Source organism: Streptomyces sp. NPDC003379 (genome assembly GCF_053589195.1).
Window position 1 is genome coordinate 38,524 of the sequence record NZ_JBSFRK010000050.1, and the last position, 18,627, is coordinate 57,150.

General features: G+C 72.8%; 16 protein-coding genes and 2 pseudogenes. 10 read left to right on the forward strand and 8 right to left on the reverse strand.

Annotation, left to right across the window (positions count from 1 at the left end; genetic code table 11):
* Window positions 1-68: 68 nt before the first annotated feature.
* Window positions 69-285, forward strand: a pseudogene (locus tag ACWDVB_RS33815) (MarR family transcriptional regulator); the annotation flags it as partial.
* 105 nt (window positions 286-390) lie between these two features.
* On the opposite strand, the gene ACWDVB_RS33820 reads toward ACWDVB_RS33815, so the two are convergent.
* A complete protein-coding gene (locus ACWDVB_RS33820; protein WP_451514653.1) occupies window positions 391-1,530 on the reverse strand; it encodes a DUF2867 domain-containing protein in 1,140 nt (379 codons plus the stop codon).
* Between the two features lie 692 nt (window positions 1,531-2,222).
* On the reverse strand, window positions 2,223-2,441 hold the full coding sequence (locus ACWDVB_RS33825; protein ID WP_451514654.1) for a hypothetical protein: 219 nt from the start codon (window positions 2,439-2,441) through the stop codon (window positions 2,223-2,225).
* Window positions 2,442-2,460: 19 nt separating this feature from the next.
* On the opposite strand from ACWDVB_RS33825, the gene ACWDVB_RS33830 reads away from it, so the two are divergent.
* A complete protein-coding gene (locus ACWDVB_RS33830) occupies window positions 2,461-2,658 on the forward strand; it encodes a hypothetical protein (protein WP_451514655.1) in 198 nt (65 codons plus the stop codon).
* Window positions 2,659-2,664: 6 nt separating this feature from the next.
* Here ACWDVB_RS33830 and ACWDVB_RS33835 read toward each other — a convergent pair whose 3' ends face one another.
* From ACWDVB_RS33835 to ACWDVB_RS33850, 4 genes are all read right to left on the reverse strand, one after another.
* Window positions 2,665-3,063 carry a DUF4440 domain-containing protein gene (locus tag ACWDVB_RS33835; protein ID WP_451514656.1) on the reverse strand — a complete coding sequence of 133 codons (399 nt, stop codon included), beginning with the start codon at window positions 3,061-3,063 and terminating at the stop codon, window positions 2,665-2,667.
* Window positions 3,050-4,279: a DegT/DnrJ/EryC1/StrS family aminotransferase gene (locus ACWDVB_RS33840; protein WP_451514657.1), complete on the reverse strand. Its 1,230-nt coding sequence runs from the start codon at window positions 4,277-4,279 to the stop codon at window positions 3,050-3,052. The genes ACWDVB_RS33835 and ACWDVB_RS33840 overlap by 14 nt, the downstream gene beginning before the upstream one ends.
* A 75-nt stretch (window positions 4,280-4,354) precedes the next feature.
* On the reverse strand, window positions 4,355-5,470 hold the full coding sequence (locus ACWDVB_RS33845) for a GNAT family N-acetyltransferase (protein ID WP_451514658.1): 1,116 nt from the start codon (window positions 5,468-5,470) through the stop codon (window positions 4,355-4,357).
* A gap of 340 nt (window positions 5,471-5,810) precedes the next feature.
* Window positions 5,811-6,842, reverse strand: coding sequence for a MerR family transcriptional regulator (locus ACWDVB_RS33850; protein WP_451514659.1), 1,032 nt, complete (start codon window positions 6,840-6,842; stop codon window positions 5,811-5,813).
* 129 nt (window positions 6,843-6,971) lie between these two features.
* On the opposite strand from ACWDVB_RS33850, the pseudogene ACWDVB_RS33855 reads away from it, so the two are divergent.
* The 5 genes and pseudogenes from ACWDVB_RS33855 (at window position 6,972) to ACWDVB_RS33875 (ending at window position 14,001) form a co-directional block, all read left to right on the forward strand.
* Window positions 6,972-7,453: pseudogene (locus ACWDVB_RS33855) on the forward strand (sigma-70 family RNA polymerase sigma factor).
* A gap of 476 nt (window positions 7,454-7,929) precedes the next feature.
* The gene (gene bdeA / locus ACWDVB_RS33860) at window positions 7,930-8,859 is read left to right on the forward strand and encodes a bis(hydroxyethyl) terephthalate hydrolase (protein ID WP_451514660.1); all 930 of its coding nucleotides are present in this window, start codon (window positions 7,930-7,932) and stop codon (window positions 8,857-8,859) included.
* 74 nt (window positions 8,860-8,933) lie between these two features.
* Window positions 8,934-11,717: a LuxR C-terminal-related transcriptional regulator gene (locus ACWDVB_RS33865; RefSeq protein ID WP_451514661.1), complete on the forward strand. Its 2,784-nt coding sequence runs from the start codon at window positions 8,934-8,936 to the stop codon at window positions 11,715-11,717.
* Between the two features lie 117 nt (window positions 11,718-11,834).
* Window positions 11,835-13,442 carry a sigma-70 family RNA polymerase sigma factor gene (locus ACWDVB_RS33870; protein WP_451514662.1) on the forward strand — a complete coding sequence of 536 codons (1,608 nt, stop codon included), beginning with the start codon at window positions 11,835-11,837 and terminating at the stop codon, window positions 13,440-13,442.
* A 127-nt stretch (window positions 13,443-13,569) separates the two neighbouring features.
* Window positions 13,570-14,001 (forward strand): hypothetical protein, encoded by a 432-nt coding sequence (locus tag ACWDVB_RS33875; protein WP_451514663.1) that lies wholly within the window; start codon window positions 13,570-13,572, stop codon window positions 13,999-14,001.
* Between the two features lie 56 nt (window positions 14,002-14,057).
* Here ACWDVB_RS33875 and ACWDVB_RS33880 read toward each other — a convergent pair whose 3' ends face one another.
* Window positions 14,058-15,170, reverse strand: coding sequence for a hypothetical protein (locus tag ACWDVB_RS33880; RefSeq protein ID WP_451514664.1), 1,113 nt, complete (start codon window positions 15,168-15,170; stop codon window positions 14,058-14,060).
* A gap of 431 nt (window positions 15,171-15,601) precedes the next feature.
* Here ACWDVB_RS33880 and ACWDVB_RS33885 point away from each other — a divergent pair, with 431 nt between their 5' ends.
* Window positions 15,602-15,934, forward strand: coding sequence for an STAS domain-containing protein (locus tag ACWDVB_RS33885; RefSeq protein ID WP_451514665.1), 333 nt, complete (start codon window positions 15,602-15,604; stop codon window positions 15,932-15,934).
* Window positions 15,935-16,025: 91 nt separating this feature from the next.
* Window positions 16,026-16,868, forward strand: coding sequence for a DUF1206 domain-containing protein (locus tag ACWDVB_RS33890; RefSeq protein ID WP_451514666.1), 843 nt, complete (start codon window positions 16,026-16,028; stop codon window positions 16,866-16,868).
* A 27-nt stretch (window positions 16,869-16,895) separates the two neighbouring features.
* Here the strand turns inward: ACWDVB_RS33890 and ACWDVB_RS33895 are convergent, their stop codons facing one another.
* A complete protein-coding gene (locus ACWDVB_RS33895; protein ID WP_451514667.1) occupies window positions 16,896-17,843 on the reverse strand; it encodes an oxidoreductase in 948 nt (315 codons plus the stop codon).
* 105 nt (window positions 17,844-17,948) lie between these two features.
* Here ACWDVB_RS33895 and ACWDVB_RS33900 point away from each other — a divergent pair, with 105 nt between their 5' ends.
* Entirely contained in the window at window positions 17,949-18,536 is a 588-nt protein-coding gene (locus ACWDVB_RS33900; RefSeq protein ID WP_451514834.1) for a TetR family transcriptional regulator, read from the forward strand.
* The last annotated feature ends 91 nt before the right edge of the window (window positions 18,537-18,627 follow it).

Here is an 18,627-nt window from a genome sequence, read left to right on the forward strand (position 1 = left end):
CACCAGACCCGTTCCCCGTCGGGCCGTCGCCTTCAGCACCTCGGCGAAGGACCGGCGTACCAGGACGGCAGTTGCGTGACGTCTTCGGCCTGGACACCTCGACCCTGAACCGGCAGGCCGCCGCCATGCTGCGCTCCGATGTCGTCGAGCGCATCCCGGACCCGGAGGGCGGCATCGCCCGCGAGTTCGCCATCACGGCGGAAGGCCGGCGTCGGCTCGCGGAGAACCTGGGGCGGCTCAACCGCGACATCGAGCGCCTTGACGGCCCGCCCCTGGCCGCGCGAGGGGCCCACCTCCACGATGGACTCTCCCGCCGAGCAACGCCCACGTCGCGGACCGCCTGCGTATTGCTCAATCCGGGTCAGCGGGCCAGCCACCCGGGTGGCTCGCTCACGGGCGGGATGTGACTCCCGTAGGGAGTGCCCGAAGCTTTTCCGCGGCCTCCCGCAGCAGTCCAGGTGTCAATCGGCGATGGACGGCGGACGACGGCGGCCAGATGACGTCGGCAAGCGCGCGGTCGTAGCGCAGGAACGTGGCCAACGACACCTGCCCGTCGCTCACGTGAACGACGAGGTTGCCCGTCAGGAACCAGGAGGCCGCCTCCAGCCGGACCCAGTCTTCGCCACGCTCAGCGAGCCGCCATCCGGCCACGGTGTCCGGAGAGCGTCCTCGGCTCAGCCGCAGACCGAGCAGCCCACGCCAGATCAGCCGTCCAGGGACGCTGGGGACGTCACCGAACATCGCCCGGGCCCACTGCTCCGCACCCGCCGAGACGCTCGTGGTGAGGGTGAACATGTCGACGTAGTCGGCGTCGGGCAACGAGCTCAGCGCGCGGACGGAGGCAGGCACGTTGTCCGTCCCCACGGCCCCAGCGACGGTCTCCATGGCGCCCCCTCCCGACGCCACGCCACTACCTTCCGAGCGCGGGGCGCGACCTCGCTCCCGCCACGCGCGCTCCCATTGCCGGGTCAGCGCCGGATAGACGACGAGATGGCGAAATGGCGCGATGGCCGCCATGTACAGCCTTCCGAGCAGGCCGTTGGGCTTGACAAGCACCGCCATGCGCAGCTCGTACTCGCCGTTCGCCGCCGGAACCCACCCCAGGTGCATGACCGCGTGCACGGTCTTGTTCGCCAGTTCGCGCGCGCACTCGTCGTCGAGCTCGTACACCGTGGTGAAGGGGGTTGTGGTGGGGTCGGAACCACTCGGAGCCGGGCTCACGTCATGAGGCAGGCGGTCGCGATGAGGCAGGCGGTCGCGCAGGGAAGGAACGCGCTCCGTGATGCCCGCCTTGGGTTTGTCCCACCCGAAGAGGGCGCCGAGTTTCCAGCGCGCCGCGAACAGCGCCCGGACCAGCCTGCTCTGCCCCGCGGGTCCGCCGGCCGCCTGGATCGCGTCGACCATCACGGAGAAGTCCTCCGCCCCGGCGCCCGGTGCGCGAAATGCCCACACGTCCTGCAGCCGAAAGTCTCGGGTCAACTCGTGGATCCGCCAGGGGAGTTCGGTGTGAGCCGTTGCAGGGAGCCTCATGGCCACAGCTACCTTTCCTTCTTCGGCGCGAAGTATACGGTTGCGTATATGTGGAGGCTAGGCCATATATACGGGGCCGTATACTTGCTGGGAAGTGAGGTGGAACACAGGGCTGGAGGGCCGCCGACGACTGCTGTGAGCAGAGCCTGGCCTGTCGGTGGGGACGGGGTCGTCGATCCGTTTGGGGCCGTCGATCCGCTTCTCGACCATGGATGTCTCTCGGTGGCCAGTGCGAGTCGCCGACGGACACCTGTACCTGCTGAACGCCGACCGCTCGCTCCGGCGCCGCTTCGCGGCCCTCAGTCCCCGGACCACGGGGATCGGTGGTAGCCCTCGGCGCTGTGCACGTCGAAGCCCTGTGCGGCGAAGCCGTCGCCGGGGGCGCTGGGGGTGTAGGCGAAGTGGTGGCCGAGGCGGCGGCGTTCGACGGGGCATGGGCACGGAACATTCCGGTGCGGCCCGCGGGCTTCGCCTTCGGCGGCTACGACGTCGACGAACGGTCAACTCCACGTCTCCACGTCTCCACGTCTCCACCGGTCTTTCGAAGGAACCGGACCGGCGGCAGGTGAGCGTCCACGGCCCGCGGGGCCAGTTCGAGCGCGGCGTCACCCTGGCCCTTCCCGAGGACCCGTATGTGGTGCGGGACCTCAGGGTGCGCGGCGGGGAGCGGGTCAGCCTGCTCGGCGGGGAGTTCACCGCGGATCTGCGCACCGTCCCCGCCCGGCTCCACGCCGTCGTCGCGTCGAGACGCAGACGAGTCCGGTCGCGGCCGTCGTGGGCCAGGCGGTGCAGAGCAGCCCGCGCCCCTCGGCCACCCGCAACCCCGCCGGGCCCTTCTTGGAGGTGGTGTTCCCGTCGAGCCCGGTGAGGGTGATGCGCTGGTCCACGGTGCCGGGCTTCAGCCGGACCACTTGCCTGCGGTGCTGGTCGATGGCGTCGGACCAGTCGGACCAGTCGGACTGGGCCGCCTCGACGGCCGAGGGCGCGAAGTGGCCGTCCGTGTCGTTGGCGGTGAAGTCGTCGATGCTGCCGAGCCGGTTGGATTCCCTGTCACGGAAGTCGATCCGGTGCGGGAAGGGCGGCTGCGCGTCGCGGCTGTGCGGCCGCGCGGCCGCCCCTCACGGCTGAGGCCCGTCAGGGGTGGTCGTACCAGGTGAACGACGCGATACGCCAGCCATCCGCGTCGCGGACGAACTGGATGCTCTTGGTCCCGGCTCCCTCGAACGGTTCGCCGTCCATGATCCCCGACTTGCGGTACTCGCCGAACCGTGCCGCGACATCGCCCGCGATCGAAGTCTGTTCGGAGGTCTCCCACTCGGAGAACTCGACGAGCCGGCCGTCGGCCAGCAGCCGTTGGCGGGGCTCGATGAACTCCTCCACGGTGTACGCGGTGAGCTTCTGGCCCGTACTGACGATCACTCCGCCCGGCAGCATCAGGCGTCGGATCCGGGCGACGTCGGCGGCCTTGCCGCCCCGGTTGTCGAAAGCGCCGAAGAACTCGGCGGTCAGCGTGTCTATCTCAGCCTTGGACATGGCGCGACGGTAGCAGCGGTGGTGTCGGCGGTGCGGGGTGCGCGGGCCTCGCGCCTTCTTCTGTCAGGGCGTTGGTGACCGTGCGGGCGAGGAGGGGGTCGGCCGGGAGCGTGTGCGAGGCGAACCAGCGGGCGGCCGACGGGTCGGGGGACGGTTCGACGAACTCGGCGCCCGCGTAGTCGTCGAGCGGAGGGTCGTACACGTACCCGCAGACCACGCCGTGGTCCACGAGGCGTTCTATCAGGGCGTCGCGGTCCTGGACCAGGAGCGGGACGCGGAAGAGGGGCAGCGGTCCGTCGCGCGTCGTCCGGTCGCGGAGCGACGGGCCCGCCCAGCCGGTGCCCGTCAGCAGGGAGACACCCACGGTACGCCGGGCGAGGTCGCCGTCGAGCCGGTCCATCCGCAGCTTCAACTGTCCGCGTACCAGCGCGCCGTGGCGCGAGCGAAAGCCGTGGAGGTCGACGCGCACCCACGGCTCGTACGCGGTCAGGCTCGGCGCCCGGCGGGCGCAGTCCGCGAGGCGCCGCGGGTGCAAATCCATACGGAACGTGTCGCGTTCCATCAGTCCCAGCCGCCGCATCGTCCGCCACACGGGACGGACGAGGTGCAGGGCGCGTACGCCCGATCGCGCCAGTGGGCGGAGCGTGGTGGCCAGGTCGTCGTGGAGGCGTCGCGGGACCAGGAGTTCGTCGCGCAGCCGCTCCAGCTCCCGCCGGGTACGGACGTCGTCGACCGCGAGGAAACCACCGGCCATCCCCGCCACGTGCTTGGACAGACTGAACGCGGCCGCCTTTCCGAACGTACCGATCGGCTGTCCGTCGACGCGCGTGCCGATCGCGTGGGCCGCGTCCTCGAACAGGGGGATGCCCAACTGCTGGCAGCGGCGCCGCAGTTCGACGACCCGGTCCGGCACCCCGTACAGGTTGGTGGTCAGCACGGCGTCCACGTTCCGCCAGGTCGACTCGGGTACGGCGGCCGGGTCGATGTTGCCGTCCCGGACGGACACGGGGGCCTGTACCGGGCGCAGCCCCGCCGCGAGGACCACGAAGAGGATCACGTCGTCGTTCACCGGTGACATCAGCACGCGTGCGCCCGGCCGGCACCAGTACCGCAGCGCCAGGTAGAGGGCGAGGCGCGCCGAGGGCGTGTAGAGGCATTCGCGGCCGAGCCGTCGTGTCATCTCCGCGCTGAGCTGCGATCCGTAGGGCGTCGGCACCGTGTTCTCTTCCGCTTCTCTTCGTCGAAGGGTGGGGGCGGTGGGGGTGGGTGCGAGGGGGGAAGGGGGCGATGCTCAGTGTGCGCGGGGGCGGCTCGACGTGCGCAGCGGAAGGCTCGACGTACGCAGCGTGCCGACGGTCTTGAGCAGCCGGTCCGCCGGTTCCCGCAGCGTGGGATGGGCCAGGACCGTGTTCCGCAGGCCGCGCACCGGTCGGCGCCACAGCCGGTGGGCGGCGGCCACCGGGTGGGGACGGGTCGCGAAGCCCTCGCCCACCCGCAGCTCACGGGTCTTGAGCCAGTCCTTGTACTCCTTCTCGCCGCGCCCCATGTCCATCAGCCGCACGCCCTGCCGACCCGCCGCCTCCGCCATCCGCAGGTGCATCAGCAGCCCGGGCGAGTAGTAGCGCAATTCGGGGTCGTACGCGGTGAACCAGGCCGCGAACACCGTCCGCGAGGTCGGCCCGAAGTGGGCGGCCACCGGCCGGTCACCGGCGTACACGACGGACAGCACGCCGGTGAAGTGCTCCTCGCGGACCTGGAAGAGGTGGTCCACCAGGTCGACGATCCAGGGCCGCGCGAACCGGTCCATCCGTCCCGTCCTGCGGTACTGGGCCGACTTCCAGCGCATGAGCGTGCGCAGCACGTGCGGGTCGCGCTCGTCGTAGACGAACCGCATCTCCCCGACGTCACGCCCGAGGCGGCGTTCCTTCTTCAGCGTCGTCTTGGCCAGCCCGGGGTAGGCGCCGCGCAGCCAATGGGCGTAGCCGCCGTCGCCGGCCGTCAGGTCGAGCACCGGCGAGGCGAACGTTCCCGTGACGTGTCCGACGAAGGGCTTCTGTTCCTCGACGAGGTGGTCGAACTCGAAGACGGAGAGGCCGCACGCCTTCAGCAGCTCTTCGGTGTCCCAGGTGACTCCGGGGCGGTGCACGAGGGCCTGGCAGTCGGAGAGGCCGAGGCCGATGGCCCGGCCGACGCCGAAGGAGTTGCGTTCGTACGGGAAGAAGCCGACGGGCTGGTCGTTCTCCCGCAGGACGGCCACCTGTGAGCCACCGCGGTACCTGGCGACTCCTTCGGCGAACTCCGGTGCGAGGAAGGGGTTGGCGTACTCGGGCGACTCGTCCATCGCGCGGTGCCAGGCCGAGCGGAGTGCGTCGTTCAGTCCGTCGAGTCTGTGGTTGGTGAACTCCACCTCAGGTCGACCGCCCTTCCAGGAGTTGCGCGAAGGGTGTGCCGGGTGTGGTCGGTGTGCCGGGTGTGGCTCCGGCCGGTATGGCGTGCGGATCAGTACTCGTGCTCTTGGATCGCATGGGCGACCGCTCCCCCCAGTGACGCGCTGTCGGCGTCCTGCCTCTTCTTCAGATGCTGCTGGACTCCAGATGCTGCGGATGTCTGCTGGTTGCCGGCTGCCGGCTGCTCGGCGATGCTCAAAGGTCGCGAAACCGTACGCACGTGTCAAGGGCGCCTGCGTGCTCCGCGGCCCAACGGGCCCCGCGGCTCAACGGGCCCTTCGGCTCAACGGGCCCTTCGGCTCAACGGGCCCCGCGGCCAGGGGCGTCCGCCCGTTCCCCGTACACCGTGCCGATCTGGGTGAGCGCCTCGCGCAGAGTGGCCGGCCGCAGCGCGCCACGCACCGCTGGCCCCGCCCAGCCCGGGCCGCCCAGCATGACCACGGTCCTGCCCCGGGCGCCTCGTACGCCCCAGCGGGTGTCGGCGATGTGCCGGGCCAGCGGCACGCTCGCGGTGGAGCGGGCCTGCGACCACAGGACGACGACCGCGGGGCCCGTCCTGCGGACCGCCGCCGACACCGCCTCGACCGGCACGGCCGCGCCGAACATGCGCTGGGCGACGCCCAGTTCGCCCAGCGCCGCGCTGAGCGCCTCCAGGGGGAGCGAGTGCTGCTCGCCGGGGACGCAGGCCAGGACGAGCGGTGCCGTCGGGGACGGTGGTGCCGGGGTGGTGGCGCAGCGGTGCAGGGTGCGGGAGACGTGCCAGGACAGCAGGTGCTCGACCTCCACGTACCGGTCACCGGCCTCTTCCCACTTGCGGCCCACCGCGTGCAGCGTCGGCACCATCACCTCCTGCCAGGCGGCGATCAGGCCGTGGCGTTCCACCGCCTTGGTCAGCAGGTCCTGGACGGTGGGCGCGTCGAGGCGGACGGCGGCGCGGGACAGGCCCCTTCGCTGTCGTACGAGCGTTTCGGCGGGCTCCGGCCGCGTGCGGGGGGCCTGTCGGGGCGGTGGCACCTCGGGGTGGAGGCCGGGGGTGAGCTTGAGCGCCGCGCGGGCCGCGTCGGCCGGTGGCACACCCAGCGAGGTGAGGCGGCCCATCTCCTCGACCACCGCGATGTCCCGCTCCGACCAGCGGCGGTGGTGTCCCGGCTCGCGGCGGACGGGGCCGAGACCGTATCTGCGGTCCCAGGTGCGGAGCGTCGTCGGCGAGACTCCGAGGCGCCTCGCCAGGGCGCCGGTGGTGACGGCGGCGCCCGCTGTGTCACCGTCCCGCGGACGGCCCCGCGCCTCGTCCGTGCGTCCCGCGCCCCCGCGTCCCCCGGGCTCACTCATGCGCTCACGATACGACGCACAACCGATGCGGGTTGCCGGGTGTACGGAGCTGCTTCCAAGATGTCCCAGCCGCGGCCGGGAACGGCCGCCCGATCGCTCTCCGGGAGTCGAGGAGTTGACGAGTCGTCGATGAACGCAGCGGTGTCACAGCCGGCACGGGTCCCCGCCGAAGCGGCGGGCAGGGACGAGGACGTCGCCCAGCAGGTCTTCCTCGCCGCGTGGCGGGGCCGGGCGGGCTACCGTCCCGAACTCGGCACCATCACCGCCTGGTTGACGGGCATCACCCGGCGGAAGATCGCGGACGCGTTGGCGGCACGGGCCCGCAGGGCGGTCCTCGCCGAAGGCGCGGGGGCGCGGGGGCGCGGTACGTCATGGAACGGACCGGCCGCGAAGAGGTGGACGCGGTGGTCGACCGCGTGCTGGTGGCAGGGGAGTTGGCGAGGCTTCCGATGCCGCAGCGGACGGTGCTGTGCCTGACGTTCTACGAGGATCTGACACAGCCGCAGATCGCCGAGCGGACCGGTTGGCCGCTGGGCACGGTCAAGAGCCACGCGCGGCGCGGCATGCGCCGGCTCCGCCCGCTGCTGCGGGACGCGCCGGGCGCCCCGTGAAGAATCTTCGCCCCGGTGCATCCATCCGCCCCCCGCCCGAGGGAAGCAAGGAGCAACCCTCCGCGGCCGCCGTCACCGGCTCGGGCCCGACCGGGACGCCCGGACCTCGCCTCCTGTGCGCCTCAGCGGAGTCGGCGCCGCTGAGGGTACCGCCGTTCCCCCCGAAACGGCGGCGGAGGGGCCGTGGGGCTGCACACGCGTCACACGACGCAGCGCCGCCCCACGGCCCCGACTGACATCCGGATGCGTGGCGGGTGGGCGGTGGGCCCGCGTGTGCCTTGGCGGCCGGCCGCGCGCCTCTTGGCGTGAGCCCTGCGCCCCACGGGGCGGCGGCCGAGTCCCGCGGAAAGTGGCCAGTCGTCTTCCCTCGGCGTCAGGTGGTTGAAGACCGGTGATTTCGCCGATGTGTCCGGGGCCGATGTGCCCGGACAGTTGCCGCTGCCAGCAACCCCCTCGTTCGAAAGGACGCGATCGTCGTGCAGCAGCTGAGCAACGAGACCATCGGCAGACCCCTCCGCCCGACACGGCGGTTCCGGCCGCGCCTGTTGCGGGCCGGACTCGCCACCCTCCTGGCCGCGGGCGGACTGATCACCGCCCAGTCGCGCAGCGCGGGCGCCGCGGAGAATCCGTACGAACGCGGCCCCGCGCCGACCGTGTCGAGCATCGAGGCGTCCCGCGGCCACTACGCGGTGTCCGAGACGCGCGTGTCGTCCCTGGGCGTCACGGGCTTCGGCGGCGGCACGATCTACTACCCGACGACCACCGGCGACGGCACGTTCGGCGCCGTCGCGATCTCCCCCGGCTACACCGGCACCCAGTCGTCCATCTCCTGGCTGGGCCCGCGGCTCGCCTCGCAGGGCTTCGTCGTCTTCACCATCGACACCCTCAGCAGGTTCGACCAGCCCGCCAGCCGGGGCAGCCAGCTCCTGGCGTCGCTCGACTACTTGACGCAGCGCAGTACGGTGCGCAACCGCGTCGACGGCAGCCGGCTCGGCGTCATGGGCCACTCCATGGGCGGCGGCGGCAGCCTGGAGGCCGCCAAGAGCCGCCCCGCGCTCCAGGCGGCGATACCGCTGACCGGCTGGAACCTCGACAAGACCTGGCCCGAACTGCGCACGCCCACCCTCGTCGTCGGCGCGGACGGCGACACCGTCGCGCCGGTCTCTTCGCACTCGGAGCCCTTCTACGAGAGCCTTCCCGGCTCGCTCGACAAGGCGTACCTGGAGCTGAACGGCGCGAGCCACCTCACGCCCAACACCTCGAACACCCCGATCGCCAAGTACAGCGTCTCGTGGCTCAAGCGCTTCATCGACAACGACGTGCGCTACGAGCAGTTCCTCTGCCCGCTGCCCCGCCCCAGCTCGACGATCGAGGAGTACCGGGGCAACTGCCCGCACACTTCTTGAGAAGGTCGCCCAGAAGGTCTCCCAGAGGTTGAAGAGGCTTCCAAGAAGTTTTACGCGGCAGTAACGTGACGGTCGTGGCCGGACTGACGACTGTGACGGGTCCACTCCGGATATACGGCCGGAGCGCTCAACTGCACGCCGTCGACTCCCTCTTGGCCGACGTGCGCGACGGGCGAGGCGGAGCCCTGGTGCTGGCGGCGGCCCCCGGGCTCGGCCGCACCACGCTGCTCGCCCACGCCGCCCGCTCCTTCCGTTCCTTGCGGGCGGGGACGGTCCTGAGCACGCGCGCCGTCCCCGCCGAGAGCCTGATCCCGTACAGCGGGGTGCACTCCCTGTGGTGTGCGGGGGCGGCCCCACGCGCGCTGCCGGAGGAACCAGGCGCCCTGCTCGCCGTGGTGCGCGATCTCGCGGGCGGACGCCCTCTGCTGATCTGCGTGGACGACGCCCATCTGTGGGACGCCGCCTCCCGCGCCGCCCTGGGCTTCACCGCCCGCCGCCTCGACGGACCGCACCCCGTCGGTCTCATTCTCTCCGTCGCGGCTCACCGTGCCGACGATCCCCACCTGGCCGCGCTGCCCGTCCTGCGCCTGGACCCGCTCCCGCCGCCCGAGGCGGCCGCGCTCTTCGACGACCTCACGCGGGGCGGTACCGACGGTGTCGACACGAGCGTACGAGAGGAGATCCTGCGAGTGGCGGGCGGCAACCCGGGCCTGATCCACGCGCTCACCGCCGGGCTGACGCCCCATCAACTGGCGGGGTGTTCACCGCTGCCCCGGCGGCTGTCCGACGATGACGGTGCCATATCCCCGTACGACGGCATCGACCCGGCCGAACTGCCGGCGGACACGGCACACTTGCTTCTCCTCGCCGCCGCTGCCCACGATCCAGGGGCCGAGAGTGCGGGCGCCGACGCGGATCTCGTCCTGCGGGCCGGTGCGGCGGCCGGGCTCGACGGCGTGGCGCTGGGCCCAGCGGAGGCGGCCGGGCTCGTGCACCGCGCCACCGACCGGATCCACTTCGACGCCCCTGGCCTGCGCCGCGCCCTGTACACAGGAGCGCCGCCCGCCCGGCGCCGCGCCGCTCACCGACTGCTCGCCTCGGCCCTCGACGACGGCCGTACGCCCACACTGCTGCGGCAGCTTCACCGGGCCCTGGCGGTCGAGGGGACCGACGCCCGTCTCGCGGCGGTGCTGGCCGCCTCGGCGCACGCGCCCGGAGCGGTGGTGTCCCACGCCCTGCGCGCGGCGGCCCTGTCCGCGGCCGCGGACCTCACGAGGGCCGCGCGGGAGCGCGCCCTGCGCCGCGCCGCCGCCGCGCGCCACGCCCGTCTCGCCGGCCGGCCCGCGCAGGCCCAGGAGCTGCTCGCCGCCGCCCGGTCCGAGTCGACGGACGCCGGGACGCGCGGCGCCGTCGAACTGGTCCAGGGACAGCTGACGCTCGCGGACGGCCCCGTCGCCGATGCCCGCGAGACGCTGCTGCTCGCGGCGGAGCTTCTCGACCCGCACGACCCGCACGACGCCCGGGAGGCCCGCCTCTGCGCCATGGCGGCGGCATGGGACATGGGTGACGCCGAGGCGTACCTGTCGGCGCTGGGCCCGCCGCCGGCGGCCGGCGCCCCACGGTCACCGGTGGCCGGCGCCGACACGCTGGCCGAGGAGTACCGCGCCGCCATGGCCGTCGTCATGCGGGGGCGGCTCGGCGCCGCGAGCCACGGGCTGCGCGGGGTCGTGGCCCGTGGGCAGGGGGCGGACGAGCCGTCGCTGCTGCTGCGGGCCGGGGTCGCGGCCCTCGTCGTCGGCGATCTCGCGGCGGCCTCCCGCGTCAATGCGCGGGCCCTGGCCGCCGCGCGGGCGCGGGGCACCGACATCCACGTACCGCAGGCCCTGGAGTATCTGGCCTACGCCGAACTGCGGGCCGGGCGGCACGCGCGCGCCCGGGCCCACGCCGAGGAAGGGCTGCGCGCGGCGGGCCGCACCGGGCAGCGCAACATCGCCGCGCAGCATCACGCGATCCTCGCCCTGGTGGCGTCCGTCGAGGGCGAGGACGAAGCGGTCGCCGCCCACGCCGCCGCCGCGGCACGGACCGCCGACCGGCACGGCCTCGCGCAGGCCGCGACCCTGGCCCAGTGGGCGCTGGCCCGCGTCGACCTGAGCCGTGGCCGCGCGCCCGAGGCCGCCGCGCGGCTCGGCCCGGTGGTGCGTCCGGGGCCGCGGCGGGGGCACTTCGCCGTGCGGATGCTCGCCGTGCCCTGCTTCGTGGAGGCGGCCGTCCTCGCCGGGGAGGGCGACGCGGCGCACGGCTGTGTCGCGGAGTTCGCCGGCTGGGCCGCCCAGGGCGCCGACCCGCAGGCCCCCGCCCAGCTGGCCCGCTGTCACGCGCTGCTCGCGGGCCCTGAGGACAGTGACGCGCTCTACACCGTCGCGCTCGCCCGCCACGAAAGGGTGGGCGGTGACTTCGAGAGCGCCCGTACCCAGCTCCTGTACGGCAAGTGGCTGCGCCGCAGGCGCCGCCCCGGCGAGGCCAGGGGCAGGCTGCGGGACGCCCTCGTCTCCTTCGAGCGGTGCGGCGCCCGCGCCTGGGCGGAGCAGGCGCGGGCCGAGCTGCGCGCCACCGGGGAGGCCCTGGCCGCGGGGCCGCCGGGCGGCCTGTCGCGGCTGACCCCGCAGCAGCTGCGGATCGCCCGCTGTGTCGCGGAGGGCGCCACCAACCGCGAGGTGGCCCGGCGTCTGTCGGTGAGCCCGAGGACGGTCGATCACCACCTCCGGAACGTCTTCGCGCTGCTCGGGGTACGCTCACGCGTCGAACTGTCCCGGCTCGTGGCCAGGTCCGAGCGGCTCACCACTCACGACGAGCCGTGAAGCCATCGGTTCTCTGTTATCCGGTTTCTGTTATCCGGTTTCTGTTATCCGGGCGGCGGCTGTGCGTCTCCCTTGTGTCGGATGGAGACAGGTACCCCCACAGAAAGTGGTCACAGCGTGAGCAGCGAACGTCAGGTCGCGATGGTCAGGGCAGCGCAGGACGGGAACGAGCAGGCGCAGGACGCGCTTGTGGCGGAGTACCTTCCGCTGGTCTACAACATCGTCGGGCGGGCCCTGAACGGCCACACGGACGTGGACGACGTGGTGCAGGAGACCATGCTCCGCGTCCTCGGCGGTCTGGACGGGCTGCGCGATCCGGAGGACTTCCGCAGCTGGCTGGTGGCCATCACCATGAACCAGATACGCGGGCACTGGCGGGAGCGCGCCACGGGTGCGATACCCGCCGGTGGCGGTCCGGCGGACGGGTACGACGTGGTGGACCCGGGCGCCGACTTCGTGGACCTGACCATCACCCGGCTCGGTCTCTCCGGGCAGCGCAGGGAGACGGCCGAAGCGACGAGGTGGCTGGACGAGGACGACCGGGCCCTGCTGTCGCTGTGGTGGCTGGAGTCCGCGGGCGAGCTGACGCGGGCGGAGGTCGCCGAGGCCCTTGAGCTGTCCCCGCAGCACGCGGCGGTGCGGGTGCAGCGGATGAAGGCCCAGCTGGAGACGGGGCGTGTGGTGGTCCGCGCCCTGGCGGCCGAGCCCCGTTGCGAGGGGCTCGGGCAGCTGACCGCCGGCTGGGACGGCGCGCCCTCGGCGCTGTGGCGCAAGCGGCTGGCCCGCCATGCCCGCGACTGCGCGGTCTGCGCGGGCCACTGGTCCAACCTGGTGCCCGCCGAGCGGCTGCTCGTGGCGCTCGGCCTCGTCCCCGCGGGGGCGGCCCTGGCCCAGCTGGTCACCCGCCCCGACCTCGTCACGGTCGGCTCGGCCACATCCGTGCACGGTGCCGGGGCACCCGTCTCCGCGCGGGCGCGGGCCCGCCATGAACGTGCCAGGCGGCGGCGCCGCACCGCCGGTGCGGCCGCCGCGGTCGTCGCGCTCGTCGCCGGTGGCGCGGCGGTCCATCTGCTCACCGGACCGGACACGGACGAGAGCTCGCCCGCCACCGCTGCCGCACCGGCCTCACCCGGCACCCCCTCGGCCTCGAAGAGCGCGTCGGCCTCTCCCAAGCGCTCCGCATCCCCCTCGGCCAAGCCGACCCCCGGCAAGACGAAGGCGAAGGCGAAGAAGAAGCCGAAGCCGAAGCCCAAGACGAGCCCGATCAAGGCCAAGCCGAAGTCCACACCGAAGCCGAAGCCGAAGCCGGGGACACCCGATCCCACTCCGGCGGCCACCCCGAGCGGCACGGCCGCGCAGGTCGTCGCGCTGGTCAACTCCGAGCGGGCGAAGGCGGGTTGTGGGCCCGTCCGGTCCAACGGCAAGCTCGCCGCGGCCGCCACGAAGCACTCCGCCGACATGGCGGCGCGCGACTACTTCGACCACACCAGCCCCGACGGCACCGATCCGGGCGACCGCATCACGGCGGCCGGTTACCGCTGGAGCACGTACGGCGAGAACATCGCGCGGGGCCAGCGGACCCCGGCCTCGGTCATGGACTCCTGGATGAACAGCTCAGGCCACCGCGCCAACATCCTCAACTGCGACTTCAAGGAGCTGGGGGTGGGCATCCACAACGGCTCGGGCGGCCCGTGGTGGACGCAGGCGTTCGGCACGGCGCTCTGACGGTGGGGCGGGCGGGGCCTCGTGCATTCGGATGCGCTCCTCGTGCGCGTGGTGCGGCGGAACGCGAAGCTCGGTCAAGACAGCCCTATCCGTCAGCTAGCGTCAGCTAGGAACCACAGGAGGCACCATGCGTGCACCCACCGCTCTGACCGCCGTCGGCCTGGCCACCGCCGGCATTCTGGCCACCGCCACTCCCGCGGTCGCCGCCCCAGCGCCACCCGGCAATCCCCTCGCGGGCGTCCACGCCACCGCTCCCGGACCGGCGCACAGCCACGTCGCGGCCGAACCGGAGCCCTCCAGCGGCCTCCTCGGGGGCATCCTCGGCGGCCTCCTCGGCGGTGTCACGGGCCTCCTCGGCGGTCTCCTCGGCGGAGGCGAGACCGGAGACGCCGAGCGTGAAGACCTCGGACCTGGAGAGGTCGACCAGGGAGACCTCGAGCAGGAAGAGCTCGACCAGGGACAGGTCGAGCAGGAAGAGGCCCAGAGGGAAGAGGCCGAGCGGGGAGAGACCGAGCAGGGAGACGTCGAACCTGAAGGCGTCGGACGCGACGTCTACTGACGTACGGGCGGTGGCGTACGGACGGTGACGTACGGACGATGACGTACGGGCAGGCGTCAGCCGACCCGCTGCGTGTGGAACTGTTCGAGGCGGCGCTGCGCCAGCGACAGCGTTCCGCGCTGGCGGCCCGGCACCTGACGGCGCAGGCGGACCAGGTCGGGGCCGAGGGCGCGGACGGTCTCGGCGTCGCGTACGCGGTCCCAGAGGTGGTGGGCACGGTCCGCGGCGGCCTCCACCGCCGGGGAATCGGGGGCCTGCCCGGCCGTGAGGCGGGCCATGGCCACCGCGAGCCAGGTCTCGCAGCTGCGTGCCGGGTCGCCGGCGAACCGCGCGAGGTCCGCGCGGACTTCCATCCAATGGATGACCTCGTTCGAGCCCGGACCGTGCATGCGCAGCGCGGTCTGCTCCCAGGAGGCGGCGAGTGCCGCCGCCTCGCCGTGCCGGCCCGCCTCGACGGCGGCGGTGATCGCCGCGTGCGGGTCGGTGTGCGGGTCGGTGAGCCGGTCGTGCCCGCCCGGGGGCGCGGCGGGCGGCGGCGTGTGGGGGCCGCGCGCGAGCACCAGGTCCTGGGCGTCCTCCGCGAGGGACTGGGCGGCGGCCTGCTCGTGGAGTCGCGGGAGCGGGGGGCGGTGGCCGCTGCGCAGGACGGTGGCGAGCGCCTTCATGTAGGCGGGGGCCGCCGGAGTGCGGCGCCGGGCCGGTGGAGCGACGCGGCCGTACAGCGCTACGCCGGGTCCCGCGTCGAGCGGTTGCTCGTGCAGGGCCTGCCAGCTCTCGGCATCGGTGTGCAGATCGACGATGAGCGTGGTGGCGCCCGGTGGGCGCAGCCGCAGTTCCTGGGTGAACCAGTGCCAGGGGAAGCCCGTGTAGCGCATGGTCGCGGGGGTGGCCCGGGCGAGCGCCATGTGCAAGTGCCGTTGGCGTCGGTCGAGATGGAGCTGCCCGATGAGGTAGACGGTCAACGGGCCCGGCGCCATGGCGGCGGCCCGCAGCCGGGTGAGGACCGTCTGCGGGTCCAGCGGATCCGCCAGTTCCACCACGCTCGCTGTATCGGTCCCGGCGAGCGCCGCGGGTGACACGGCCGCGAGCACGGGAAGTACGGAGGCCGCGTCGACGAGCCGGCTCCTGCTGACGGGGGCCGCCGCGATGAGCAGCGCAGTTCCTGGCACCGGCCCCTCCCTATCGATCACCACGTCTGCACCGTATCCGCTGCTTGCGCCGGGGACGACAACCAGGCGGTGATCCGTTCGAATTGGGTGCACGGCGTCCGCGTACGGGAGCGGGGTTTCGGCGATACTTCTCGCCCGTGCGGCAGGCGGTCGGCCCACCCGGCCTGCAATTACACTACGTAATCGCCCATTTGACCCTTGATCGGAGGGGTCGTTCGCTCAAACTACCCTACGGACAAGGGTACGAACGCCGCTGAGCGGGCACGATGGACGTAGGGCCTCGGTGCCGCGCAGGACCCCGGTGGCGTCCGGTACCGGTCTCCGCAAGCCTCGCCACCCTCCAATCGACTACTCTCAGTGAAGGAGGCAGGACACTGCTGGACTGGGAAACGGGCACCGCCGACTTCACCTTCGGCCTGCAGCACCGCGTGGTGAACGGCACTGATGTCCTTGTGTTCTGGGGCGAACTCGACGCCTGGGCCGACCAGGAGCTCTCCCCCCGTGTGACGGCACTCCTCGACCGGGCCGGCCAGCAGGTCGTCGCGGACCTTCGAAAGGTGACGTTCCTCGACGCCGGCGGCCTGCGGCTGCTGGTACGGATCAGAAAGCACGTGGCCGCGGAGCAGGGCACCTTGTGGCTGGTGCCCGGCGGCCCGCGGAACTGGCGCGTGCTCCGCATCACCCGCCTCGACCGGACCTTCACGATCCCGGCCTGCGCCCCGTACTCGGGCGGACGGCCGGGCGCCCGCAGCGGTCGCCACTGACCGGGGCCGATCCGGGCCGGTCGGGGCCGACCCGGGCCGCGCCATGACTGCTCAAGCGCATAAGGCAGTACCACGGGGGCACTTGGAAGCCATGCATCTGCCTTCGGTGACAGCACACGGCAAGGTCCGGGCCCGGCGGGCCGCCAGGGGGACGACCATCGCCGCGGTCGCGCGCGCCGGGTTCGTCGGCCGCGGAGTGATCTACCTCCTCATCGGGGCACTCGCCCTGCGGATCGCCTTCTCCGACGGAGGGGACCGCCAGGCGGACCGCGGCGGCGCCGTGGCGGAGCTCGCGGACCGGCCCTTCGGGAACGTACTGCTGTGGCTGCTCGGCATCGCCCTGGCCGGGATGGCACTGTGGCGGCTCTCGGAGGCCCTCTTCGGGCAGGCGGGGCCGGACGGCGACAAGGCGGGCAAGCGGGCGCTGTCCGCCGGGCGTTGCCTCTTCTACTGCTTCGTGTCGTACTCCGTCCTCGCGTACGCGGCGGGCGACCAGGGCAGCGGCAGCGGCGCGAGCGACCGGCAGACCAAGGATGTGACGGCGAAGGCCTTCGACTGGCCGGGCGGGCGGTGGATCGTCGCCGCCGCGGGAGCCGCCGTGCTCGTGGCGGGGCTGTGGATCGCCGGCCGGGCGCTGCTGCGCAAGTTCCACAAGAGGCTGCGGCTCTCCGAGATGCCGCGAAGGGCGCGCCAGACCGCGGACGTCCTCGGCGTGGCCGGCGGCGTGTCCAGGGGCGCGGTGTTCGCCGTGGCCGGCGGGTTCGCCCTCGCCGCGGCGCTGCGGCACAAGCCCGGCGAGGCCAAGGGCATCGACAACACGCTGCGCTCCTTCGCCGACACCGGGTTCGGCCCCTGGCTGCTCGCGCTGATCGCCGTCGGCCTCGCCGCCTTCGGCCTCTTCTCCTTCGTGAACGCGCGGTGGCGCAGGCTCTGACGAGCAGAGTCACCGGTCAGCCCAGGTTCACACCGAGGCCCGGAACACGTAGCGGACATCGGTCAGTTGCTCCGACACCTCCCACAGCCGACGGCCCGTCTCCGCGTCGGCCGCGGTGGGCGACAGCACCACCCGCTTCGGGGCTCCGCGCAGCTCCGCCGGGCCGTCGGGGCCGATGAACTCACCGCCCAGCACGCTCGGATCGGTCGCCGCGTACAGCTGTGAGCGGGCGCCGTCGGCCGGGCGCTGGGCGAACAGCGGGTTGCCGATGCGGCCGAACACCACGCGCCACAGGCCGATCGGGCCGTTCAGCTGCAGGTTGGTGGCCGTGTACCCGGGGTGGGCGAGCACGCTGCGGACGGGGCTCCCGGCCGCGGTGAGGCGCAGGTGGAGCTCCCGGCCGAAGACGGCGTTGGCGAGCTTCGACTGGTTGTAGAAGGCCATGGGCTTGTAGCGGCGCTCGCCGTGGAGGTCGTCGAAGAAGAGGCGCCCCTGTCGGTGGTTCACCGAACTGACCGTCACCACGCGGGGATCGCGGCCCGCCGACAGCAGGTCGAGCAGCAGTCCGGTGAGCGCGAAGTGGCCCAGATGGTTGGCGGCGAACTGGAGTTCGTGGCCCTGCGCGCTGAGCGAGCGGGGCGGCGCCATCACCCCGGCGTTGTTGACGATCACGTCCAGTCGTGGATGGTCGGTGCGCATCCGGTCGGCGAAGGCGTGGACCGAGCCGAGGTCGGCCAGGTCGAGGCGGCGCACCTCCAGGCGCGATTCCAGCCCCGCCCCGGGCTGTTCGGCGGTGATCTCCGCGACCGCCCGATGGCCCTTGTCCTCGTCGCGCACCGCGAGGATCACGTGCGCGCCCCGGCGGGCGAGCGCACGGGTGGTCGCGAGGCCCAGGCCGCTGTTGGCCCCGGTGACGAGGAACACCCGGCCGGTCTGGTCCGGGATCTGATCGGTGGTCCAGTGCTGCTGCGTCATGCGGCACATGTTGCCGTCATTGGCACTCAGTGTCAACGTGTTACTGAGTGCCGTGCGGGGCATGCCGTGTACGATGGATGGGTGAGCAACCGCCCTGAAGTGAGCATGGCCGAGCGCAAACGACGGCTCGTCTCGGACGAACTGACCGAATCGGCGCTGCAGTTGCTGGCACTGAAGGGGTTCGACGCGGTCACCATCGACGAGATCGTGACCACCGCCGGCGTCTCGCGGCGCACGTTCTTCCGGTACTTCGCGTCCAAGGAGGACGTGGTCGTCCAGTTCCTGGCCGACATGGGCGCCGGCATGCGCGCGGAGCTCGCGGAGCGGCCCGCGGACGAGCCGCCCTCGGTGGCGCTGCTGCACGCCGTCCGGCTCCCCCTGGCCACCTGCGCCGCCCACTCCGAGCGGGCGCTGCGCGTCGTACAGCTGATTCTGGGCACCCCCGCCCTGCTCGCGCGTTTCCTGGAGCGTCAAGCGCAGTGGCGCGGCGATCTGACGGCGGAACTGGCGCTGCGTCTGGGGCTCGACGCCGAAAGGGAGCTGTATCCGCGGCTGGCCGCCGGGATGGCGCTGACCGCCTTCGACGCCGTGTTGCAGCGGTGGAGCGGCAGTGACGGCGCCGAGGACCCGGCCGCACTGCTCGACCGGGCGTTCGCGGTGATCGCCCCGGCGCTCGACGGCGTCGAGGGGTAGTCGTGAGGTAGTAGTGAGGTAGTGCTCCGCAGCGGCGCGGTCTGCATCGCCTTCGCCAACCAGGTGGGCGCCGAGGTCTGCGTCATCGACG